This is a genomic window from Mesorhizobium xinjiangense (genome assembly GCF_009749525.1).
Classification (GTDB): Bacteria; Pseudomonadota; Alphaproteobacteria; order Rhizobiales; family Rhizobiaceae; genus Mangrovimarina; species Mangrovimarina xinjiangensis.
In genome coordinates this window covers 203,002-223,839 of sequence record NZ_WOAC01000001.1, presented here as the reverse complement: position 1 = coordinate 223,839, position 20,838 = coordinate 203,002, and the positions used below count along the sequence as shown (strand labels likewise).

Sequence of the window (20,838 nt, the reverse complement as noted above, 5' to 3'; positions counted from 1 at the left end):
GGCGCGCATATCTTTGCTTCAAACGTTTCCGTTTGAAGCGAACGCGCGCTAAAAGGCGCGGCAAGTCCAACGGGGGAGGAAACCCATGGCTCTCTTGGTGCCGGCGCTGCTGCTGGTCCTGTTGCTCGTTCTGCTCAATCTCGTCGAACGCCGCTGGCCGGATGGCGTGACGCGGCTGGAAGAGAATGTGCTGGCCTCGCTTCTGGCGATCATCACCCTGGTTTCCTTCACCCAGGTGATCGCGCGCTACGGCTTCAATTCCGGCTGGACGGGGGCGCTCGAATTCACCCGCATCCTGTTCGCCTGGATGATCCTGTTCGGCATGGGCTACGGCATCAAGCAGGGAATGCATCTGGGTGTCGACGCGCTGGTGCGCTTGCTGCCGCGCAGCCTGTTCCGCGCGGCGGCGGTCTTCGGCGCCTTCGCCGTGTTCCTATACGCCTTCATTCTGCTCTACGCCGGCTGGCTCAGCCTGCTCGGCATCGACGTCTCCACCAACTGGCGCCAGACCGGCGCTCTCGGCTACTGGAAGTTCATGTACACCATGGGCACCGGGCTCGACGATCTGCGCTATCCGCAATGGATGATCGACGGTTTCGGCATCCAGGAGCGGGTGCACCGCTGGGTCGCCTATCTGATGCTGCCGATCGGCCTGACCCTGCTCGCCTATCGCAGCCTGCAGGCGATGGGAGCGATCCTGCGCGGCGAACGCGAGATGGTGATTGCCGGCCATGAGGCCGAGGAACTCGTCGCCGCGCACAAAGACGAACTCAAGGACTGAGGCCGACCCATGGAAGCAATCATCCTGTTCGTGCTCGTCCTGGTACTTCTGTTCCTGGGCGTTCCCGTGGCCGTGTCGCTCGGCCTGTCGTCGATCCTCATCATCGCGCTGTTTTCGCAGGACTCCCTGTCCTCCGTCGCATTGCAGCTTTTTACCGCGTCGCAGAACTACACATTGCTGGCGATCCCCTTTTTCGTCCTTGCCTCGGCCTTCATGTCGACGGGCGGGGTGGCGGCGCGCATCATCCGCTTCGCCATCGCCTCCGTCGGCCACATCAAGGGCGGGCTGGCGATCGCCTCGGTGCTCGCCTGCATGCTGTTCGCCGCGCTGTCCGGCTCCTCGCCGGCGACCGTCGTCGCCATCGGCACGATCGCCATCGCCGGCATGCGCCAGGTCGGCTATTCCAAGGATTTCGCCGCCGGCATCATCGCCAATGCCGGAACGCTGGGCATTCTCATCCCGCCTTCCATCGTCATGGTCGTCTACGCGGCGGCGACCGACGTTTCGGTCGGCCGCATGTTCCTGGCCGGCGTCGTGCCGGGCATCGTTGCCGGGCTGATGCTGATGATCGCCATCTACGTCATGGCACGGGTGCGAAACCTGCCGGCCGAGCCATGGCGCGGCTTTGGCGAGATCATCGCCGGCGGCAAGGAGGCGGGCTGGGGCCTGTTCCTGATCATCATCATTCTGGGCGGCATCTATGGCGGCGTCTTCACGCCGACCGAGGCCGCCGCCGTTGCCGCGGTCTACGCCTTCTTTGTCGCGCTGTTCATCTATCGCGACATCGGGCCGCTCAAGGGCGTGCGCTGGATCCAGGAGAGCGATTCGAAGCGTTCGCGCATCGGCTTTTCCTCGCTCGTCTATGCCGCCTCCTTCTTCTTCGTCTGGATGATCCTGACCTTCTTCATAACCTCTGAATGGGAAAACGTTTCGATGCGCGGGCGCGCCTATGTCGGGCTCGCCCTGTCGCTGGCCATCATGGTCGCCTATTCGCTGTGGCGCGACCGCGAATCCAATCCCTTCAACATTCCCGGCTATCTTTTCGCCGGCCTGCCGATATGGACGCGCAATTTCCGCCTCATCGGGCGGCATTTCTTCGGCTTCTTCTTCAACGACGACACGCGTCGCGTGCTCGTCGAGGCGTCGAAGACGACGATCATGCTGATGTTCATCATCGTCAATGCGCTGCTGTTTGCCCATGTGCTCACCTCCGAACGCATTCCCGATGCCATCACCCAGTTCATGCTCGGTTACGGCTTCAACTGGGTCACGTTCCTGATTGCCGTCAACCTGCTGCTTCTCCTGGGAGGCCAGTTCATGGAGCCGTCGGGCCTGCTTCTCATCGTGGCGCCGGTCGTCTTCCCGATCGCCATGGAACTCGGCGTCGACCCGGTCCATCTCGGCATCATCATGGTCGTCAACATGGAGATCGGCATGATCACACCGCCGATCGGGCTCAACCTGTTCGTCACATCCGGCATCACCGGCATGAGCCTGATCCAGGTGGTGCGCGCGGCGCTGCCCTTCGTGGCGGTGCTGTTCGCCTTCCTGATCCTGATCACCTACACGCCGGTGCTTTCGACCTGGCTGCCCTACAGCCTGATGGGACCGGAAATCGTGACCCGATGATACCGCGGGCGGGCGCCATGGTTGCGCCCGCCTCAGTCGCGGCGCAGAATCGTCCCTGACGGCCCTGCCGTGCCGGTTGATGGTTACATTTTCAATGGTTACGAATGCAACCAAATCGGCTGACCTGATCCAGGGAGGATGTCGTGGCTTATTCCTACATGCCGGGCTTCGGCAATGATTTCGAAACGGAAACGCTTGCGGGCTCGCTGCCGCAGGGCCGCAACTCGCCGCAGCGGCCGGCCTATGGTCTCTATGCCGAACAGCTCTCCGGATCTCCGTTTACCGCGCCGCGCGGCACAAACGAGCGTTCCTGGCTCTACCGCATCCGCCCGAGCGTAAGGCACACGGCGCGCTTCGAGGCGATCGCCATCGAGGACTGGAAGTCGGCGCCCAATCCGGGCGATCACCAGCTTGCGCTGGGCCAGTTGCGCTGGGATCCGGTGCCGATGCCGAATGCCGAGACGGACTTTCTTTCCGGCATCCGCACCATGACCACGGCCGGCGACGTCTATACCCAGACCGGCATGGCGGCGCATGTCTATGTCGCCAACACCGACATGGTTGATGATCATGTCTTCAACGCCGACGGCGAGCTTCTCGTCGTGCCACAGGAAGGCGGCGTTCGTTTCGTCACCGAAATGGGTGTCATCGAAACGATGCCGGGCGAGATCTGCGTTCTGCCGCGCGGCCTCGTCTTCAAGGTCGAGCTGATCGACGGGCCGGTGCGCGGCTATATCTGCGAGAATTACGGTGCCAAGTTCACCCTGCCCGACCGCGGGCCGATCGGCGCCAACTGCCTGGCCAATCCGCGCGACTTCAAGACGCCCGTGGCCTGGTTCGAGGAAAAGGAAACGCCCTGCCGTCTGATCGTCAAATGGTGCGGCAACTTCCATGTCACCGAGATCGACCATTCGCCGATCGACGTGGTCGCCTGGCACGGCAATTACGCCCCCTACAAATACGACCTTTCGACCTTTTCGCCGGTCGGCGCGATCCTGTTCGACCATCCCGACCCGTCGATCTTCACCGTGCTCACGGCGCCCTCGGGCGAGGAGGGCACGGCCAATGTCGATTTCGTCATCTTTCCGCCGCGCTGGCTGGTGGCCGAAGACACGTTCCGCCCGCCCTGGTATCATCGCAACATCATGAGCGAGTTCATGGGGCTAATCCGCGGCCAGTACGATGCCAAGGAGGAAGGCTTCGTGCCCGGCGGCATCAGCCTGCACAATATGATGCTGGCGCACGGACCCGACGCGTTCGGCTTCGAAAAGGCATCGCGGGCCGATCTCGAGCCCGTCAAGCTCGACCACACCATGGCCTTCATGTTCGAGACGCGCTTTCCGCAGATGCTGACGCGCTATGCGGCGGAACTGGAAACGCGGCAGGACAACTACATCGATTGCTGGGCCGGGCTGAAGAAGCGCTTCAACGGCACGCCGGACGGCGACTGGTCCTGAACCGACGGACCGTCGCACCGCACCGGCTCGGCGAAAACAGAGACGACAAGGAGAGACGCTGATGGCGAAGGGCTTCGCATCGACCGGCGACATGACTGAGAAGACGATATCGTTCACCGAGATCGGCGAGGGACTGTGGGCCTTTACCGCCGAGGGCGATCCGAACACCGGCGTCATCATCGGCGACGATTCGGTGATGATCGTCGATGCGCAGGCAACGCCCCGGCTGGCCAACATGGTGATCGAGAAGGTCCGCTCCGTCACCGACAAGCCGATCAAATATGTGGTGCTGAGCCATTATCACGCCGTGCGCGTGCTCGGGGCATCGGCCTATGGCGCCTCCGAGATCATCATGAGCGAAAAGGCGCGCGCCATGGTCGTCGAGCGCGGCCAGGAGGACTGGGATTCGGAGTTCGGCCGCTTCCCGCGGCTTTTCCAGGGGCACGAATCGATTCCCGGCCTCACCTGGCCGTCGCTCACCTTCAGCGACCGCGCGACCTTCTATCTCGGCAAGCGCCGCGTCGACCTGATGTTTCTCGGCCGCGCCCACACCGCCGGCGACATCGTTGCCCATGTGCCCGACGCCAATGTCATGTTCACCGGCGACATCGTCGAATACCGCTCGGCCTGCTATTGCGGCGACGGCCATTTCGCCGATTGGCCGAGGACGCTTGGCGCCATCAGGGATTTCTCCCTCGATGCAATCGCGCCCGGCCGCGGCGATGCGTTGGTGGGCGAGAAGATGGTCAATGCTGCGCTCGACAACACGGCCGACTTCGTCGCCTCGACCTATCGCCCGATCGCCCGCGTGGCACAGGGCGGCGGCTCGTTGAAGGAGGCGTGGGACGCCTGCCGGGCCGCCTGCGATCCGAAGTTCGCCGACTACGCCATTTACGAGCACTGCCTGCCGTTCAATGTCGCGCGCGCCTATGACGAGGCGCTCGGCATCGACACGCCGCGCATCTGGACGGCCGAGCGCGACCGCGACATGTGGGAGAAGCTGCAGGGGTGAGGTCCCGCTACCGGCACGTCCTGGAAAAAATCTGAGGTGTACTGCCTTCGTTCGAAGTCTGGCGATCGCGGCCACCCGGTACGCAATGAAGGCGCGGCTACGCGATGGTGATATCGTATTTCTTGAACGCGGGATCGCTGGTGAGCACGGTCAAGCCCTCGTGGAACGCCTGGGCGATGAGCATCCTATCGAAAGGATCGCGATGATGATCGGGCAATTCATGCAGGCCTTCGATGTGGTCGAGCGCAATTGGCAGGATATCGAAACCGGATGCAAGCAGACTCTGGCCGACATTGTCGACGGTTTTCAGCTTGCCGCGCGCGACCTCGATCGCGATCTCCCAGATGCTCGCCCCCATTCCGGACCGAGTTCGTCCCAATCGTCTGACATCCAATATTCTGTGCCCTCGAAGGCGCCCACACGCGGCAATGTCGGCCTGTCGGCACGCTCCGGAGCGAACTTGGCATATGGCTTGCCGTGCTTGGTGACGTGGATCTCCTCGCCGGCCGCCGCACGTTCCAGAAGCTGCGAAAAACGTGCCTTGGCTTCGGCGACGGAGACCGTCGTCACTGCAGTGGAACGCGGATGCTCGTTCATGGCGTCTCTCGTTTCTGGCCAGAGTTTAGGCCATAATCCGGCTGCCCTCAAGGCCGGCTGAAGCGCCATGGTGGGGAGGAAATACGTGTCGCACATCTTCGAAACGCCGCTTTACCCCTATGCGCGTGTCCCCGACCAGGACGCGGCGACACCGGCGCGCCACAGGGTCGTCGTCGTGGGGGCCGGACCGGTGGGGCTGGCGCTCGCCATCGATCTGGCCCGCCAGGACGTGCCCGTTCTCGTGCTCGACGACAACGAGAAGGTTTCGTTCGGATCGCGCGCCATCTGCTTTGCCAAGCGCAGCCTGGAAATCCTCGACCGGCTGGGCGTCGACCCGGCGCTGGTCGAGAAAGGCGTGACCTGGAATACCGGCAAGGTCTTTTTCGGCGACCGCAAGGTCTACGAGTTCAACCTCCTGCCCGAGGCCGGCCACAAGCGGCCCGCCTTCATCAACCTGCAGCAATATTATCTGGAGAAATATCTCGTCGATCGTCTGCGCGAACTGGAGGCTGCGGGCAAGCCGGTCGAGATCCGCGGCGGCAGCCGTGTTGCGGCCGTCGAGCCGGGCGTCGACCGTGTTACGCTCGAAGTCGACACGCCCGATGGCCCCTATGCACTTCAGGCCGATTGGCTGATCGCCTGCGACGGGGCCGGCTCGCCGGTCCGCTCGATGATGGGGCTCGATTTCGTCGGCCGCGTCTTCGAAGACAATTTTCTCATCGCCGACGTGCGCATGGAGGCGGATTTCCCGACAGAGCGCTGGTTCTGGTTCGATCCGCCCTTCAATCGCGGCCAGTCGGCGCTGTTGCACAAGCAGCCGGACGGGGTGTGGCGCATCGACCTGCAGCTTGGCTGGAACATCGACCGGGAGAAGGAAAAGAAGCCGGAAAACGTCATTCCGCGGCTGAAGGCGATGCTGGGCGAGGACATAGATTTCGAGCTCGAATGGGTCTCGATCTACACGTTTCAATGCCGGCGCATGGAAAGATTCCGCCATGGGCGCGTGGTCTTCGCCGGCGATTCGGCGCATCAGGTCTCGCCTTTCGGCGCGCGCGGCGCCAATTCCGGGCTGCAGGACGCGGAAAATCTCGCCTGGAAGCTCAAGCTGGTACTCGAGGATGCCGCGTCCGAAACCCTGATCGACAGCTACGATCTCGAACGCGTCCAGGCAGCCGACGAAAACATTGAGCACTCGACCCGCTCGACCGATTTCATCACGCCGAAATCGGAGGTCAGCCGCCTGTTTCGCGATGCCGTGCTCGATCTGTCCGAGCATCACGCTTTCGCCCGGCCGCTGGTCAATTCCGGCCGCCTCTCCGTGCCCTGCATTCACGATGCCTCGGCCCTTGCCGGCCCGGATTGCGACGGCCCGCCGGCGCGCACGCGGCCAGGGGCGCCGGCGGTGGATGCGCCGCTGGCCGAGGGCTGGCTGATCGACCGGCTCGGCGATGGTTTCCAGCTTCTCGCCATCAATGCCGAAGCGCCCGAGCGCTTGGAGGTCGACGGTCTTAGCATCCACCGCATCGCCCTGAAGGCGGACGATCCGCAGGACGTGCTGGCCGAGCGCTATCTGGGCGCGGCGCAAAGCGCTGTCTATCTGGTTCGGCCCGACCAGCACATTGTCGCCCGCTGGCGCGAATTCGACCGACACGCGGTCGCCGCCGCCCTGCGCACCGCAATCGGCAAATCCTGAGGAGACTGCGCATGGGCAGGCTGATCACCGAACCCAACATTCCGGGCCCCGATCAATTCTATGCCAATCTCCTGGCGCTGCACGAAGGGCTGGAGAAAGCGGAAAGCGAGGCGGTCAATGCGCGCCTCATCCTGATCCTGGCCAACCACATCGGCGATCCCGAGGTGCTGAAGGAAGCGCTTGCTGCCGCGCGTGCACCAAGCGCCGACAGGGATTGAGCGTGCCTTTACAACGCGCGTTCAGGCGGCCGGGATGACGTTGGAGAGGTGTGGGCTCTCTGATAGCTTGCCTGCCAATGCAGCCATAAACGGGAGAGCGGCCTTGCCGGAAACCGGTCCTGAAACCTTCGACATTGCCATCATAGGAGCGGGCATTGCCGGCGCCTCGCTCGCCGGCGAATTGGGCGATGCGGCCCGCATGGTCCTGCTGGAGCGCGAATCGCAGCCCGGCTACCACACGACCGGACGCTCCGCGGCGCTGTTTTCCGAGACCTACGGACCGCCGGCCATCCGCGCATTGTCCAGGGCCTCGGCGGCCTTCTTCGACGCTCCGCCGACAGGTTTCGCCGCCGCACCGCTGCTTTCCCCGCGCGGCGTGTTGATGGTGGCGCGCGGCGATCAGCTCGGCCTCATCGAGGAGACGCTTGCCGATCCGACGACGAAGGGCCGTTTCCGGCGCCTCGACGCACGGGCGGCCGGCGAGATGGTGCCGATCCTGCGAACCGATTATGCGGCGGCGGCCCTCTACGAGGAAAACGCCCGCGACATCGACGTCCATGCCCTGCATCACGGGTATTTGCGCCGCTTCAAATCCGCCGGCGGACGCATCGAGACCGATTGCGAGGTGCGCGCCGTCGAGCGTGTCGGCGAGCGTTGGCATATTTCCACCAGCAAGGGCGATGTCGCGGCCGACATCGTCGTCAATGCGGCCGGCGCCTGGGCCGACGAGCTCGGGCAGATGGCCGGTGCACGCACGATCGGCCTGGCGCCCAAGCGCCGCACGGCAATGATGATTTCGCCGCCCGACGGCGTCGACCCGTCGGCCTGGCCGATGTTGGTCGACATCGCCGAGGCGTTCTACATGAAACCCGATGCCGGCAAGCTGCTCGCCTCGCCGGCCGACGAGACGCCTTCCCCGCCCTGCGACGCCCAGCCGGAGGAACTCGACGTGGCGATCTGCATCGACCGCATCATGACGGCCTGCGACATCGATGTGCGGCATATCGACAACAGATGGGCCGGTTTGCGCAGCTTCGTCGCCGACAAGACACCGGTCGTCGGCTTTGACGACGGCGTGCCCGGCTTTTTCTGGCTTGCCGGACAGGGCGGCTACGGCATCCAGACCGCGCCGGCGCTCGCCCGGCTGGCCGCGGCCTTGGTCCGGGAACAGCCGGTGCCGCGCGACATTGCCGATGAGGGGGTGGATGCGGTCGACCTGTCGCCGGCACGCCTGACGGCGGTGTGAGGACATGCGCGTGGCGGGGGCGTCGATTCGGCGCTGCATGCCCTTTGCCTTTGTCCGGAAAGGCGATTAATAAGCGACAATAACGGCCCGCCTTGCATGCGGAGCGAGGGACAAGACGGAGACTGCAATCTGATGGCTGAAGTCGTAGCGATACCAAAACTCGTGACGGTTTTCGGTGGCTCGGGCTTCCTCGGACGCCACGTGGTTCAGACGCTGGCGCGGCGCGGCTACCGTGTGCGCGTGGGCTGCCGGCGGCCCGATCTTGCCGGCCATCTGCAGCCGCTCGGCAATGTCGGCCAGATCCAGCCGGTGCAGGCCAATCTGCGCTATCGCTGGTCGGTCGACCAGGCAGTCGAAGGGGCCGACCATGTCATCAATCTGGTCGGGATCCTCTATGAGTCCGGCCGCCAGACCTTTTCCTCGGTGCAGGATTTCGGCGCCCGCGCGGTGGCCGAGGCGGCGCGCGCGGAAGGTGCGGGCCTCACCCAGATCTCGGCGCTCGGCGCCGATCCTGACTCGTCCTCCCTCTACGCCACGACCAAGGCGCGCGGCGAGCAGGCGGTGATGGAGACGCTGCCCGACGCCGTGATCTACCGGCCATCGATCCTCTTCGGGCCCGAGGACGATTTCTTCAACAAGTTTGCGGCCATGACGCGGTTCTCGCCGGCGCTGCCGCTGATCGGCGGCGGCACGACGAAGTTCCAGCCGGTCTATGTGGCCGACGTCGCCGAGGCGATCGCGCGTTCCGTCGACGGCAAGGTCGAGGGCGGCAGGATCTACGAGCTCGGCGGACCGGAAGTGCTGACCTTCCGCCAATGCCTCGAAAAGATGCTCGAGGTGATCGAGCGCAAGCGCATGCTGGTGAACGTCCCCTGGCCGATCGCCCGTCTGCAGGGCGCGATCCTGGGCCTGCTGCCCAAGCCGCTTCTGACCAAGGATCAGGTGACGCTCCTGCGCAGCGACAATGTCGTTTCGCAAAAGGCCGCCGAGGAGGGCCGCACCCTGCCCGGGCTCGGCATTCGCCCGCAAACGGTCGATGCCATCCTGCCGACCTATCTGTGGCAGTATCGCGTTTCCGGTCAGTTCACCCGCGGAAAGCTGGTGTAGCAGGGCTTGGGCGGCCTGGAGAGCCTCGCCGGATTCCTGCCCGACGGAATTGGTGTCGCGGCGGCCGCTTTCCTCGTTCTTGCGAGCTTTTTCACCTCGGCGTTGACGGCGGCCTTTGGCGTCGGCGGCGGCGTGGCGATGCTCGGCCTGCTCGGGCTTTTCATCCCCGTCGCCGCGCTTATTCCCGTGCACGGCGCGGTGCAGTTCGGCTCGAACACCGGACGCGCCTGGCATCAGCGCGCCAATATCCGCTACGCCATCGCGCTGCCGTTTCTCGTCGGAAGTCTTGTCGGCGCGGTCGTGGGGGCTTTTGTCGTGGTGCAACTGCCCGACGCGGTCATGAAGCTGGTGCTCGGCACGTTCCTGATCGTCGTTGTCTGGTCGAAGATGCCGGGGGCCGAACGGCTGGGCCGGGCCGGCCTGGCGATCGGCAGCGCGGTGCTGGCGCTCGCCACCATGTTCGTCGGCGCGACCGGCCCGTTGCTGTCGGCGTTCTTCGCCCAGATCCTGCCCGATGACCGCAAGGCGCTGGTCGCCACCCATGCCGCCGGCATGACGGTGCAGCATGCGCTGAAGGTCGTCGTCTTCGCCCTGGCCGGCTTCGCCTTCTGGCAATGGCTGCCGCTGATTGCCGTCATGATCGGCTCGGGCTATGCCGGCACGGTCCACGGCACGAAACTGCTTCACCGCATGCCGCAAAAGACCTTTCGCACCTGGTTCCGCATCGGCGTCACGCTCCTGGCGCTCGACATGATCCGCCGCGGCATCGCCGGCCTGATGTAGATCTAACCTTTTGATTTAACGCAATTCCGGACGGAGAACCGGCTTCCAGTTCTCCTGGAATTGCTCTATCCCCAGATAAGCAGCGCGGCCATACCGAGAAAGCCGACGATCAGGCGCCACCAGCCGAACAGGCGGTAACCGTGGCGCGAGACATAGCCGAGCAGCGAACGCACGACGATGACGGCGGCGATGAAGGCGGCGATGAAGCCGGCGGCGATGATCGGCAGGTCCGCCGCCGTCAGGACATCGCGATTCTTGTAGAGGTCGTAGGCAAAGGCGCCGGCCATGGTCGGCATGGCGAGAAAGAACGAGAATTCGGCTGCCGAGCGCTTGTCGGCGCCCATGAGCAGTGCCCCGACAATGGTCGAGCCCGAGCGCGACGTGCCCGGGATCATCGCCAGGCACTGGAACAGGCCGATCTTGAAGCAGAGCGACAGCGGATAATCCATGATGTCCTTGTAGCGCGGCACCTGGGGCCGGCGGTCGACCCACAAGAGCACGATGCCGCCGAAGATCAGCATGACGCAGATGAGCATCGGCGTTTCGAACAGAACGGTCTTGATGAAACCGTGGGCGAGTGCCCCGATGACGGCCGCGGGCAGGAAGGCGAGCAGAATGCCGAAGACGAAGCGCCGGGCGCGCGCGTCGTGCGGCAAGGCCAGCGCCAGCGACCACAGGCGCGACAAATAGACCGACAGGATCGCCAGGATGGCGCCGAGCTGGATCAGGACCTCGAAGGCCTTGCCGGTCGACTGGAAGCCCAGAAAATGCCCGGCAAGCAGGATATGACCGGTCGAGGAGACGGGGATGAATTCGGTCAGGCCCTCCAGCAGTCCAAGCAGTATGGCTTCGACAATCGACTGTTCCTGCATGAAAACCTCGGATTGGTTGAGCCGGACACGGCTCGCTTGTCAGGAGAAGGGCGGGCCCGTATAGCTCGGAGTTGCGGGCAACCGGCCTCCGGCGGACGAAGGCTTAGAGCAATTCCAGGAGAAGTGGAAGCCGGTTCTCCGCCCGGAACAAGGAGCTGGATCGGAACATCGATTCTGCGAGCGACGAACCGATCTGGCGGCTTGACCGCAAAAACGCCATAGCCAACACTATTTTGCTGAAGATCATGCTGACGCTTTTTCATCATCCACTTCTCGCCTCCTGCCGCTTCATCCGCCTTTCCTTTGGCGAATTCGGGGAGGAGATCGCGCTGATCGAGGAAAAGCCGTGGATAAGGCGCAAGGAGTTCCTGTCGCTCAATCCGGCGGGAAGCCTGCCCGTGCTTCTGGCCGAAGGCGATCAGGCCATCGTCGGCGCCGACGTGATTGCCGAATATCTCGACGAGACGCGCGGCGCGATCAAGCGCGATAAGCGGCTGTTGGCCGACGATCCCTTCACCCGCGCAGAGACCCGCCGGCTCGTCGACTGGTATCTCGGCAAGACCGAGACCGATGTCACGCGGCATCTGGTGCGCGAGCGGGCCTTCAAGCCGGTCATGGGAAGCGCCTATGGCGGCGGCTCACCGGATTCGGCGGCGCTCAGGGCGGCGCGCGCCAATGTCAAGCAGCATCTCAAATACACCAACTGGCTGGCGGCCACGCGCGACTGGCTTGCCGGAGACCGCCTGTCCTATGCCGATCTGGCCGGCGCGGCGGCGCTGTCGGTTCTCGACTATCTCGGCGAGGTCGAGTGGGCCGAATATCCGGCGGCGCGCGAATGGTATGTGCGCATGAAATCGCGCCCTTCCTTCCGCCCGATCCTGTCCGACCGCGCGACCGGTCTTCCTCCGGTCTCGCATTACGCGGACCTCGACTTCTGATGTGCGCGGCCCCGGTCCATAAAGATCAGGGGCGTCTGCGCGCGTTTCTCGAAGCCGAAGCCCGCGCCGCCGGCTTCGACGGGCTGCGGATCACGCGCCCCGACCAGGTGCGCGAAGCGGGGAGCCGGCTTGCCGAATTCGTCGCTCGCGGCCGGCACGGCACCATGCAATGGATGGCCGACAGGTTGGAGCAGCGCGCCGACCCGGCGCGGCTGTGGCCGCAGGCACGCTCGATCGTCATGCTGGCGATGAATTACGCTCCCGGGCACGACCCGCTGGAAATCCTGGAATGCAAATCCCGGGCGGCGATCTCCGTCTACGCGCAAAATCGCGACTATCACGACGTCATGAAGGGCCGGCTGAAGACGATTGCAGCCAAGCTCGCCGCGCGCACGGGCGCGGACGTCAAGGTCTTCGTCGACACCGCGCCGGTGATGGAAAAGCCGCTGGCCGAGGCGGCCGGCATCGGCTGGCAGGGCAAGCACACCAACCTGGTCAGCCGCGAATTCGGCTCCTGGCTGTTCCTCGGCTCGATCTTCACCACCGCGGAGCTGCCGACCGACGAAGCCGAGGCCGATCATTGCGGCTCGTGCCGGGCCTGTCTCGACGTATGCCCCACCGACGCCTTTCCCGCGCCCTATCAGCTCGATGCGCGCCGCTGCATCTCCTACCTGACCATCGAGCACAAGGGCGTCATTCCGGCCGAGTTCCGCGCCGCCATGGGCAACCGCATCTATGGCTGCGACGACTGTCTGGCAGTCTGCCCGTGGAACAAGTTCGCCCGCCGGGCCAGCGAGGCCAAGCTGCAGGCGCGCGAAGACCTGCGTGCGCCCGAACTCGCCGAACTGCTCGCGCTCGACGACCCGGCTTTCCGCGCCTTCTTCTCGGGCTCTCCGATCAAGCGCATCGGGCGGGAGCGTTTTGTCCGCAACGCGCTGATCGCCGCCGGCAATTCGGGCGACCGGCGTCTCGTGCCGCCGGTCGAACGATTGCTTGCCGACGATTCGCCTCTCGTGCGCGGCATGGCCGTGTGGGCGCTGTCGCAACTGGGCGGCAGCGAACGGATCGCAACGTTGCGGGCGAGCCATGGACCGGATAGCCAGGCCGAGGTCGAGGAGGAATGGCGGTGCGCGCTGACCGGCACAGGCACAACCGCGTGGAGGAAGAAGGCGTCATGAGACTGTTCCTGTTTGGCGCGGGCTATTCCGCGCGGGCCTTTGCGCGCGCGGCGGCCGGCGAGGCGGCATGGATCGGCGGCACGACACGCTCGCTCGATGCGTTCGATACGCTGAAGGAGAGCGGCATACAGCCCTTCCTTTTCGGCGGCGTCTCGCTCGATGCCGAAATCGCCGCGGTGCTCGATTCAGCCACCCATCTGGTGGTCTCGGCCGGACCGGGCGAGGCCGGCGATCCCGTGCTCAATGCTGCAAGGGACGCGATCGCCGGCGCCATGCCGGCGCTTTCCTGGATCGGCTATCTCTCGACCGTCGGGGTCTATGGCGACCATCAGGGCGCGTGGGTCGACGAGGAGACACCCTGCAGCCCGGTGTCGCGCCGTTCACGCGAACGGCTCGAGGCGGAACGGGCCTGGCAGGCGCTCGGCGCCGAGACCGGACTGCCTGTCGCCATCTTGCGCCTGTCGGGCATTTACGGTCCAGGCCGCAATCCCTTCGTCAATCTTGCCGCCGGCACGGCCAGGCGCATCATCAAGCCGGGCCAGGTCTTCAACCGCATTCATGTCGACGACATTGCCGGCGCGCTTTCTCATCTCGCGCGCAACACCTTGGGCGGCATCTACAATGTGACCGACGATCTGCCGGCGCCGCCGCAGGACGTGGTGGAATATGCCGCTTCGCTGATGGCGGTCGAGCCGCCGCCCGCGATTGCCTTCGACGAGGCCGAGATGACGCCGATGGCGCGCTCCTTCTATGGCGAGACCAAGCGCGTTTCGAACGCAAAGCTGAAGCAAAGCGGCTATGCGTTCACCTATCCCGACTACAAGGCGGCGCTCGACGCCATGTGGCGCGCAGACAATTGGCGCGCCGAATGATTGTGGTTGCCTTGGCCCTTCGCCTCTGTAGGCGGATCCTGTGTTAGGGTTCGTTCGGGCGGCCAGCCGATTCACCATTCGCTAACCACGGCGAGGCGAGGCTTGGGATACAGATTCGATCCTGGAGAAGGTTATCCCATGATCCCGCGCACATTTCCCCGGTCCGCCCGTCTCGTCTGCCCGGTCTTGGCTGCAATGGCGACCCTGGCGCTGCCGGCAAAAGCCGAGCCGCTGGCCAAGAACCTGTTCGGGGCCAAGAACCTGCCGGCCTACACGCAGCCGCAGTCCTATGGTTTCTACTCCAAGGGCTGCTTCACCGGCGGAGTGGCCATCGCCGCCGACGGGCCGCACTGGCAGGCCATGCGCCTGTCGCGCAACCGGCGCTGGGGCCATCCCGACATGATCAAGCTGATCGAGCGCTTGTCGCGCGAGGCGGCCGCCGATGGCTGGCCGGGATTGCTGGTCGGCGACATATCGCAGCCGCGTGGCGGCCCCATGTTGACGGGACACGCCTCGCATCAGATGGGCCTCGACGCCGATGTCTGGCTGACCCCGATGCCCGGCAAGCGGCTTACCCAGGCGCAGCGCGAGAAAGTGAGCGCCGTTTCCGTCTTGAAGAAGGGCTCGCTCTACGTCGACGACACCATTTGGACGCCGCAGCACGCCGCCCTGCTCAAGCGCGCGGCGAGCTACCCAGAGGTCGAGCGGATTCTCGTTCATCCGGGCATCAAGAAGAAGCTGTGCGACACGGCGACCGGCGACCGCCGCTGGCTGCAGAAGATCCGTCCCTTCTGGGGCCACCACTACCATTTCCACATTCGCATCGGATGCCCGCCGGGCTCGAGCGGATGCAGGTCGCAACGACCGACGACACCCGGCGAGGGCTGCGGCAAGTCGCTGGCATGGTGGTTTACCGAGGAACCGTGGCGCCCGGCAAAGGGCCCGGAAAAGCCGAAGGCGCGCGACATCATGACCATGAAAAGCCTGCCTGCTGCCTGCCAGGCGGTGCTTCGCGCGCCGGCACCGGCCAATGAGCAGATGGTGACGATCGGCGGCAGCGGCGGACGAACGGTCGCCGCCACCGGACAGCCGACCGCGGCAAGCGCGTTTGTACCGACGCCGCGTGCGTCGATTCCGTTGCCCGAGCCGCGGCCGCGAAACTGAATCGGCATCGCCGGCACGTTGGGGCTTTCCAGCACGGTCGACCTTCTCTATACGACTTAAAACGGTTTAGGTGGAGATGGAATCGGCATCGTGAGCAGACTCCGCGTCGCACTCATTGCGCATGACAAGAAGAAGGACGACCTGGTCGCCTTTGCCCAGGCGCATTCGGTGCTCCTGTCGCAATGTTCGGTCGTGGCCACGGGAACGACGGGCAGCCGTATTGCCGAGGCCTGCCCGTCGCTCGACGTGACGGCGCTCAAGAGCGGACCGCTGGGCGGCGACCAGCAGATCGGCGCAATGATCGCGAATGGCGAGGTCGATGTGCTGATCTTCTTCGTCGATCCCTTGACGTCCATGCCGCACGACGTCGACGTCAAGGCGCTGATGCGTCTGGCGACGGTCTATGATATCCCGATGGCGCTCAATCGATCGACGGCGGAAATCGTGCTTGGCGCGGGCGCCCGCGGCCTGATCCCAACTGACCAAGATTGATGACGACAATTTCCGAGACCATGTCCAACCCAGCCGATCCCGAGGCCATTCTCAATTTCCCGATCCTGATCGGCGACATTGGCGGCACGAATGCGCGCTTCGCCATTCTCGTCGACGCCTATGCGGAACCGAAGCAGTTCCCGACCGTTCAGACGGCCGATTTCGCAACGATCGACGAGGCGATCCAGACGTCGATTCTCGACAAGACATCGATCATGCCGCGTTCGGCCGTGCTCGCTGTTGCCGGTCCCGTCGACGGCGACGAGGTCAAGTTGACCAATTGCGACTGGGTCGTGCGTCCGCGGGCAATGTTCGACAATCTCGGCCTGGAGGATATCGTCGTCCTCAACGATTTCGAGGCCCAGGCCCTGGCGGTCGTCGCACTCGGCGAGGAGCACATGGTGCGGATCGGCGGCGGCGAGGTGGAGCCCGAGGCAAGCCGCATCGTGCTCGGTCCGGGAACCGGTCTCGGCGTTGCCGGGCTGATCCATGCCTGCCACACATGGATACCGGTGCCGGGCGAGGGCGGGCACATGGATCTGGGACCGCGCAGCCCGCGCGATTTCGAGGTCTTCCCGCATCTGGAACGTATCGAAGGACGCATTTCGGGCGAACAGATCCTGTGCGGACGCGGCCTGGTCAATCTCTACCGCGCCGTCGCCAGGGCGGAAGGGGTGGAGGCGCGGTTGTCCACGCCGGCCGAGATCACCGCGGCCGCGCTCGATCAATCCGATGCCATGGCCACGGAGGCGGTTTCGCTGTTCGTCGTCTATATGGGTCGCGTCGCCGGCGACTTGGCACTCGTCTTCATGAGCCGCGGGGGCGTCTATCTGACCGGCGGGATCGCGCAGAAGATCATTCCGGCCCTGAAATCGCCGGCCTTCCGGCAGGCCTTCGAGGACAAGGCGCCGCACAGCGCGATGCTGCGCGACATTCCCGTCTTCGTCATCACCCATCCGCTGGCGGCACTGACCGGGCTGGCCGCCTATGCCCGCACGCCGGCGCGATTCGGCGTCGTGACGACGGATCGGCGCTGGCGCGTCGACGGATCGGCCATGCAGTAGGGAACCGGCCGCCCGCGGCAAGTCCGCGGCATGGGGTCGCCGCGATGTCTTGTCATTCGCCATTGCATGTGGCGACGGCACGATGCATAGGCTTGCCGGACAGCTGTTTTGCCGCAAGGAAGAGACAGGCGCATTGGCCAAAGCCGACCACATGAAGCCGCACCGGCCGGAGCCCGGCGAAGTCATCGCCGTTCTGAAACGGATCATGGCGGAAAACGGGCGCGAATATCTGCCCCACTATCTCTTCGCCGGGTTCTGCCTTTTGACGATGGCCGGCGCCACGGCCTTCATCCCCTGGGTGATGCGGCCGCTGATCGACGACGTCTTCTATGGCGAGCGTTTCGATCTCGTACCCTGGATTTGCATCGCGATCGCCGTCGTCTTCGTCATCCGGGGGTTCGCGACCTATGGCCAGGCGGTGACGCTGGCCAAGATCGGCAACAATCTCGTCGCGCGCTACCAGAAACGCCTGTTCGACCACCTCATGCGTCTCGGTCTCGATTTCTACACAGATACGCGTTCGGGGCGGCTGGCGGCGCAGATCAACGAGAACGTCCTGGGCGTACGCAACCTGTTGAACATGACGCTGAAGTCGCTCGCCGGCGATGCGGTGCTCCTGGTTGCCCTCGTCATCGCCATGATCGCGCTCGATCCGCTGCTGTCGGTTATCGCGCTCCTCATCGGGCCGCCGCTGATTTTTGCGGTCAACAAGATCATGCGCCGCCTGCGCAGCGTTGCGCGCCAATCGGTGGAGGTCAACGCGCGCCTGGTCGGCGCCATGCAGGAGGCCACCCAGGGCGTCGCCGTGGTCAAGGCCTTCACCATGGAGGAGCAGCTTTCGCGGAAGCTCGCCAACCTGATCGCCGAATCGGAACAGCGTGCCAACAAGATTGCCCGCGTCTCGGAACGCGTGACGCCGATCTCCGAAATCCTCGCCGGGCTCGCCATTGCCGGCGTGATCGGCTATGCGGCGGTTCGTGCATTCGGCAGCGGGGAGCCGCCCGGCTCGGTGTTTGGTTTCATCACCGCGCTCCTGCTGGCCTACGATCCGGCGCGCAAGCTGGCGCGCATCCAGGTCAATCTGGAACGCTCGCTGGTCAATGCGCGCATGATCTACGAGATTCTCGACACCAAGCCGCGTCAGCGGGACCGGGCGGACGCGACCGACCTGATCGTGGATCGCGGCGAGATCCGCTTCGAGGACGTCTCCTTTTCCTATTCCAACTCGCTGCCCGTGCTGAGCCGTGTCAGCTTCACGGCCGCGGCCGGAAAGAGCACCGCGATCGTCGGCGAATCGGGTGCCGGCAAGTCGACGCTGATCGCCCTGCTGGAGCGCTTCTACGACCTGACGGGCGGCGTCATCACGATCGACGGCCACGACATCGCCGGCGTCACGCGCCATTCGCTGCGCAAGGCGATGGCCTATGTGTCGCAGCAGCCCTATCTCTTCGAAGGCACCATCCGCGACAACATTCGCTACGGCCGGCCGGACGCCACGGACGATGAGATCGAGGCGGCGGCGAGGCAGGCCCAGGCGCATGATTTCATCATGGCGATGCCCCAAGGCTACGAAACTGTCGTGGCCGAAAACGGCATGGCCTTTTCGGGCGGCCAGCGCCAGCGCCTGTCGATCGCCCGTGCCATCGTGCGCAATGCGCCCATCCTGCTGCTCGACGAGGCGACGTCGGCGCTCGACAACGAATCGGAAAAGCGCGTGCAGCAGGCGCTCGAGACCGTGATGAAGGATCGCACCACGATCGTCATCGCGCACCGGCTGTCCACCGTCGTGCACGCCGACAATATCGTCGTTATGGAGGCCGGGCGGATCGTCGAGCAGGGCACGCATGCCGAACTGCTGCGCGACCGCAACGGCATCTATTATCGCTTCAGCCAGATGCAGAGCCGCGCCACGCCCGACCTGCTGGACGAGGCAGGCGCGGCCACCGACGAAGCCGCCGACATGGAAGAGCTGCGAGACAAGGCATGAGCGACATGAACCTCGTCGTGGTCGGCGCGGCCGGCCGCATGGGCCAGACCCTGATCCGCGCCATCCATGCAAGCCGCGGCGCGCGCCTCGCCGGCGCCGTCGAACGGGCCGGTTCGCCGTGGCTCGGCCATGACGCTGGCGAGCTTGCCGGCGTCGGCATCCTCAACGTGCCGATCAGCGACGATCCGCTGGCCGTCTTTGCCAAGGCTGACGGCGTCGTCGATTTCACCGCACCGGCCGCCAGCGTCGAGTTCGCCGGCTACGCCGCACAGGCGCGCATCGTCCACGTCATCGGCACCACCGGCTGCTCGGCGGAAGACGATGCCGCGATCAAGGCCGCGGCCCGCCACGCGACCATCGTGAAGTCAGGCAATATGAGCCTTGGGGTCAATCTCTTGAGCGTACTGGTGCGCCAGGCGGCGGTGGCTCTGGAGGCGGCCGATTTCGATATCGAGGTCCTGGAGATGCACCACCGCCACAAGGTCGACGCCCCCTCCGGCACAGCCCTGCTCCTCGGCGAGGCCGCCGCAAAGGGGCGCGGCGTCAGCCTGCACGAAGAGAGCGTGCGTGTGCGCGACGGTCATACCGGGCCGCGCCCCGAAGGCGCCATCGGCTTTGCCACGCTGCGCGGCGGTTCAGTGGTCGGTGAGCATTCGGTGATCTTGGCCGGCGAGGGCGAACGCATCGTCCTGTCGCACCATGCCGAAGACCGCTCGCTGTTCGCGCGCGGCGCCGTCAAGGCCGCGCTATGGGCGCGCGGGCGCAAGCCCGGTCTTTACTCGATGCTTGACGTGCTCGGCATTCCGGGCTGAAAGACACGCTCGTCTCGAAGAACAACCACCGCACAGGGAAGATCGATGTCCGGAACACTGGTCCTTGTCCGCCACGGGCAAAGCGAATGGAACCTGAAGAACCTCTTCACCGGCTGGCACGATGTCGATCTGACCGATAAGGGACGTGCGGAGGCCAAGGCGGCCGGCGAAGCGCTGAAGAAGCGCGGACTGCGCTATGACGTCGCCTTTACCTCCGTCCTTATCCGCGCCCAGAAGACGTGCCGCTTCATCCTCGAGGCGACGGGCCAGGGCGACATGGAGATGATCGAGGACCAGGCGCTCAACGAACGCGATTATGGTGACCTTACCGGCCTCAACAAGGACGACGCGCGGGCCAAGTGGGGCGACGAGCAGGTTCATGTCTGGCGCCGGTCCTACGCCGTGGCGCCGCCAGGAGGCGAGAGCCTGCGCGACACCGGCGCCCGCGTCTGGCCCTATTATCTGCGCGCCATCCAGCCGCATGTCTTGCGCGGCGAGACGGTGCTGGTCGCCGCGCACGGCAACTCGCTGCGCGCGCTCATCATGGCGCTCGATGGGCTGACGCCGGACGAGGTGGTCAAGATGGAACTGGCGACCGGCGTTCCGGTCGTCTACCGGCTGAATGCCGATTCCACCGTCGCCTCGAAGGAGATTCTCGACTGAGAAGCGGGTTCATCGGTGGCCGGGGAAGGCTCTGCAGATCGGCCGACGAGACATGCGGCCCGGCCGGTCGGGGCCGTGAGAACGGGATCGGCGACAATTTTTTCAAACCGCATTGACACGGCCATGCCGCCCGCCTAAACGAAGCGGCGCACCTGCCCAGGTGGCGGAATTGGTAGACGCGCACGGTTCAGGTCCGTGTGCCGCAAGGCGTGGAGGTTCGAGTCCTCTCCTGGGCACCATCGGCCGCTCAAGGCCGATCCCGCTGCCAATCAA

Annotated in this window: 21 protein-coding genes and 1 tRNA gene; 19 read left to right on the top strand and 3 right to left on the bottom strand. The window is 65.0% G+C overall.

Features of this window, described 5'->3' with window-relative positions:
* The first annotated feature begins 85 nt into the window (after positions 1-85).
* The 4 genes from GM909_RS01105 to GM909_RS01090 all read left to right on the top strand — a co-directional run bounded on the left by GM909_RS01105 (position 86) and on the right by GM909_RS01090 (position 4,879).
* A complete protein-coding gene (locus GM909_RS01105) occupies positions 86-781 on the top strand; it encodes a TRAP transporter small permease (RefSeq protein WP_157014340.1) in 696 nt (231 codons plus the stop codon).
* A 9-nt stretch (positions 782-790) separates the two neighbouring features.
* Positions 791-2,410 (top strand): TRAP transporter large permease, encoded by a 1,620-nt coding sequence (locus GM909_RS01100; RefSeq protein WP_157014339.1) that lies wholly within the window; start codon positions 791-793, stop codon positions 2,408-2,410.
* Between the two features lie 143 nt (positions 2,411-2,553).
* On the top strand, positions 2,554-3,867 hold the full coding sequence (hmgA, locus tag GM909_RS01095) for a homogentisate 1,2-dioxygenase (protein ID WP_157014338.1): 1,314 nt from the start codon (positions 2,554-2,556) through the stop codon (positions 3,865-3,867).
* A 61-nt stretch (positions 3,868-3,928) separates the two neighbouring features.
* Entirely contained in the window at positions 3,929-4,879 is a 951-nt protein-coding gene (locus tag GM909_RS01090) for an MBL fold metallo-hydrolase (protein ID WP_157014337.1), read from the top strand.
* A 97-nt stretch (positions 4,880-4,976) separates the two neighbouring features.
* Here GM909_RS01090 and GM909_RS01085 read toward each other — a convergent pair whose 3' ends face one another.
* Both GM909_RS01085 and GM909_RS01080 read right to left on the bottom strand, forming a co-directional pair.
* A complete protein-coding gene (locus tag GM909_RS01085) occupies positions 4,977-5,237 on the bottom strand; it encodes a type II toxin-antitoxin system VapC family toxin (protein WP_157014336.1) in 261 nt (86 codons plus the stop codon).
* The gene (locus GM909_RS01080; RefSeq protein ID WP_157014335.1) at positions 5,186-5,476 is read right to left on the bottom strand and encodes a type II toxin-antitoxin system Phd/YefM family antitoxin; all 291 of its coding nucleotides are present in this window, start codon (positions 5,474-5,476) and stop codon (positions 5,186-5,188) included. Before GM909_RS01080 ends, GM909_RS01085 begins: the two co-directional genes overlap by 52 nt.
* 85 nt (positions 5,477-5,561) lie before the next feature.
* Between GM909_RS01080 and GM909_RS01075 the strand changes: the two genes are divergently transcribed.
* The 5 genes from GM909_RS01075 to GM909_RS01055 all read left to right on the top strand — a co-directional run bounded on the left by GM909_RS01075 (position 5,562) and on the right by GM909_RS01055 (position 10,523).
* Positions 5,562-7,169, top strand: coding sequence for an FAD-dependent oxidoreductase (locus GM909_RS01075; protein ID WP_157014334.1), 1,608 nt, complete (start codon positions 5,562-5,564; stop codon positions 7,167-7,169).
* An 11-nt stretch (positions 7,170-7,180) separates the two neighbouring features.
* A complete protein-coding gene (locus tag GM909_RS01070) occupies positions 7,181-7,387 on the top strand; it encodes a DUF2783 domain-containing protein (protein WP_157014333.1) in 207 nt (68 codons plus the stop codon).
* 103 nt (positions 7,388-7,490) lie between these two features.
* Positions 7,491-8,633, top strand: a complete 1,143-nt coding sequence (locus tag GM909_RS01065) for an NAD(P)/FAD-dependent oxidoreductase (protein WP_235911556.1) — start codon at positions 7,491-7,493, stop codon at positions 8,631-8,633.
* Positions 8,634-8,765: 132 nt separating this feature from the next.
* Positions 8,766-9,740: a complex I NDUFA9 subunit family protein gene (locus tag GM909_RS01060; RefSeq protein WP_157014331.1), complete on the top strand. Its 975-nt coding sequence runs from the start codon at positions 8,766-8,768 to the stop codon at positions 9,738-9,740.
* A 6-nt stretch (positions 9,741-9,746) separates the two neighbouring features.
* Positions 9,747-10,523: a sulfite exporter TauE/SafE family protein gene (locus GM909_RS01055; RefSeq protein ID WP_157014330.1), complete on the top strand. Its 777-nt coding sequence runs from the start codon at positions 9,747-9,749 to the stop codon at positions 10,521-10,523.
* 65 nt (positions 10,524-10,588) lie between these two features.
* On the opposite strand, the gene GM909_RS01050 is transcribed toward GM909_RS01055, so the two are convergent.
* Positions 10,589-11,395 carry an undecaprenyl-diphosphate phosphatase gene (locus GM909_RS01050; RefSeq protein WP_157014329.1) on the bottom strand — a complete coding sequence of 269 codons (807 nt, stop codon included), beginning with the start codon at positions 11,393-11,395 and terminating at the stop codon, positions 10,589-10,591.
* 245 nt (positions 11,396-11,640) lie between these two features.
* On the opposite strand from GM909_RS01050, the gene GM909_RS01045 reads away from it, so the two are divergent.
* The 10 genes from GM909_RS01045 (at position 11,641) to GM909_RS01000 (ending at position 20,804) form a co-directional block, all read left to right on the top strand.
* Complete coding sequence (locus tag GM909_RS01045; RefSeq protein ID WP_157014328.1) at positions 11,641-12,333, top strand: glutathione S-transferase family protein; 693 nt, start codon at positions 11,641-11,643, stop codon at positions 12,331-12,333.
* Positions 12,333-13,511 carry a tRNA epoxyqueuosine(34) reductase QueG gene (gene queG / locus GM909_RS01040; protein ID WP_157014327.1) on the top strand — a complete coding sequence of 393 codons (1,179 nt, stop codon included), beginning with the start codon at positions 12,333-12,335 and terminating at the stop codon, positions 13,509-13,511. Before GM909_RS01045 ends, queG begins: the two co-directional genes overlap by 1 nt.
* Entirely contained in the window at positions 13,508-14,383 is an 876-nt protein-coding gene (locus GM909_RS01035; RefSeq protein ID WP_157014326.1) for an SDR family NAD(P)-dependent oxidoreductase, read from the top strand. Before queG ends, GM909_RS01035 begins: the two co-directional genes overlap by 4 nt.
* Positions 14,384-14,521: 138 nt before the next feature.
* Positions 14,522-15,547, top strand: a complete 1,026-nt coding sequence (gene mepA / locus GM909_RS01030; RefSeq protein WP_157014325.1) for a penicillin-insensitive murein endopeptidase — start codon at positions 14,522-14,524, stop codon at positions 15,545-15,547.
* A gap of 90 nt (positions 15,548-15,637) precedes the next feature.
* The gene (locus GM909_RS01025; RefSeq protein ID WP_157014324.1) at positions 15,638-16,039 is read left to right on the top strand and encodes a methylglyoxal synthase; all 402 of its coding nucleotides are present in this window, start codon (positions 15,638-15,640) and stop codon (positions 16,037-16,039) included.
* 20 nt (positions 16,040-16,059) lie between these two features.
* The gene (locus GM909_RS01020; RefSeq protein ID WP_157014581.1) at positions 16,060-17,103 is read left to right on the top strand and encodes a glucokinase; all 1,044 of its coding nucleotides are present in this window, start codon (positions 16,060-16,062) and stop codon (positions 17,101-17,103) included.
* A 151-nt stretch (positions 17,104-17,254) separates the two neighbouring features.
* Complete coding sequence (locus GM909_RS01015) at positions 17,255-19,090, top strand: ABC transporter ATP-binding protein (RefSeq protein WP_157014580.1); 1,836 nt, start codon at positions 17,255-17,257, stop codon at positions 19,088-19,090.
* Complete coding sequence (dapB, locus tag GM909_RS01010) at positions 19,087-19,902, top strand: 4-hydroxy-tetrahydrodipicolinate reductase (protein ID WP_157014323.1); 816 nt, start codon at positions 19,087-19,089, stop codon at positions 19,900-19,902. The genes GM909_RS01015 and dapB overlap by 4 nt, the downstream gene beginning before the upstream one ends.
* Positions 19,903-19,947: 45 nt before the next feature.
* Positions 19,948-20,565: a 2,3-bisphosphoglycerate-dependent phosphoglycerate mutase gene (locus GM909_RS01005; protein ID WP_157014322.1), complete on the top strand. Its 618-nt coding sequence runs from the start codon at positions 19,948-19,950 to the stop codon at positions 20,563-20,565.
* 154 nt (positions 20,566-20,719) lie between these two features.
* Positions 20,720-20,804: transfer RNA gene (locus GM909_RS01000), tRNA-Leu, on the top strand.
* Positions 20,805-20,838: the final 34 nt, after the last annotated feature.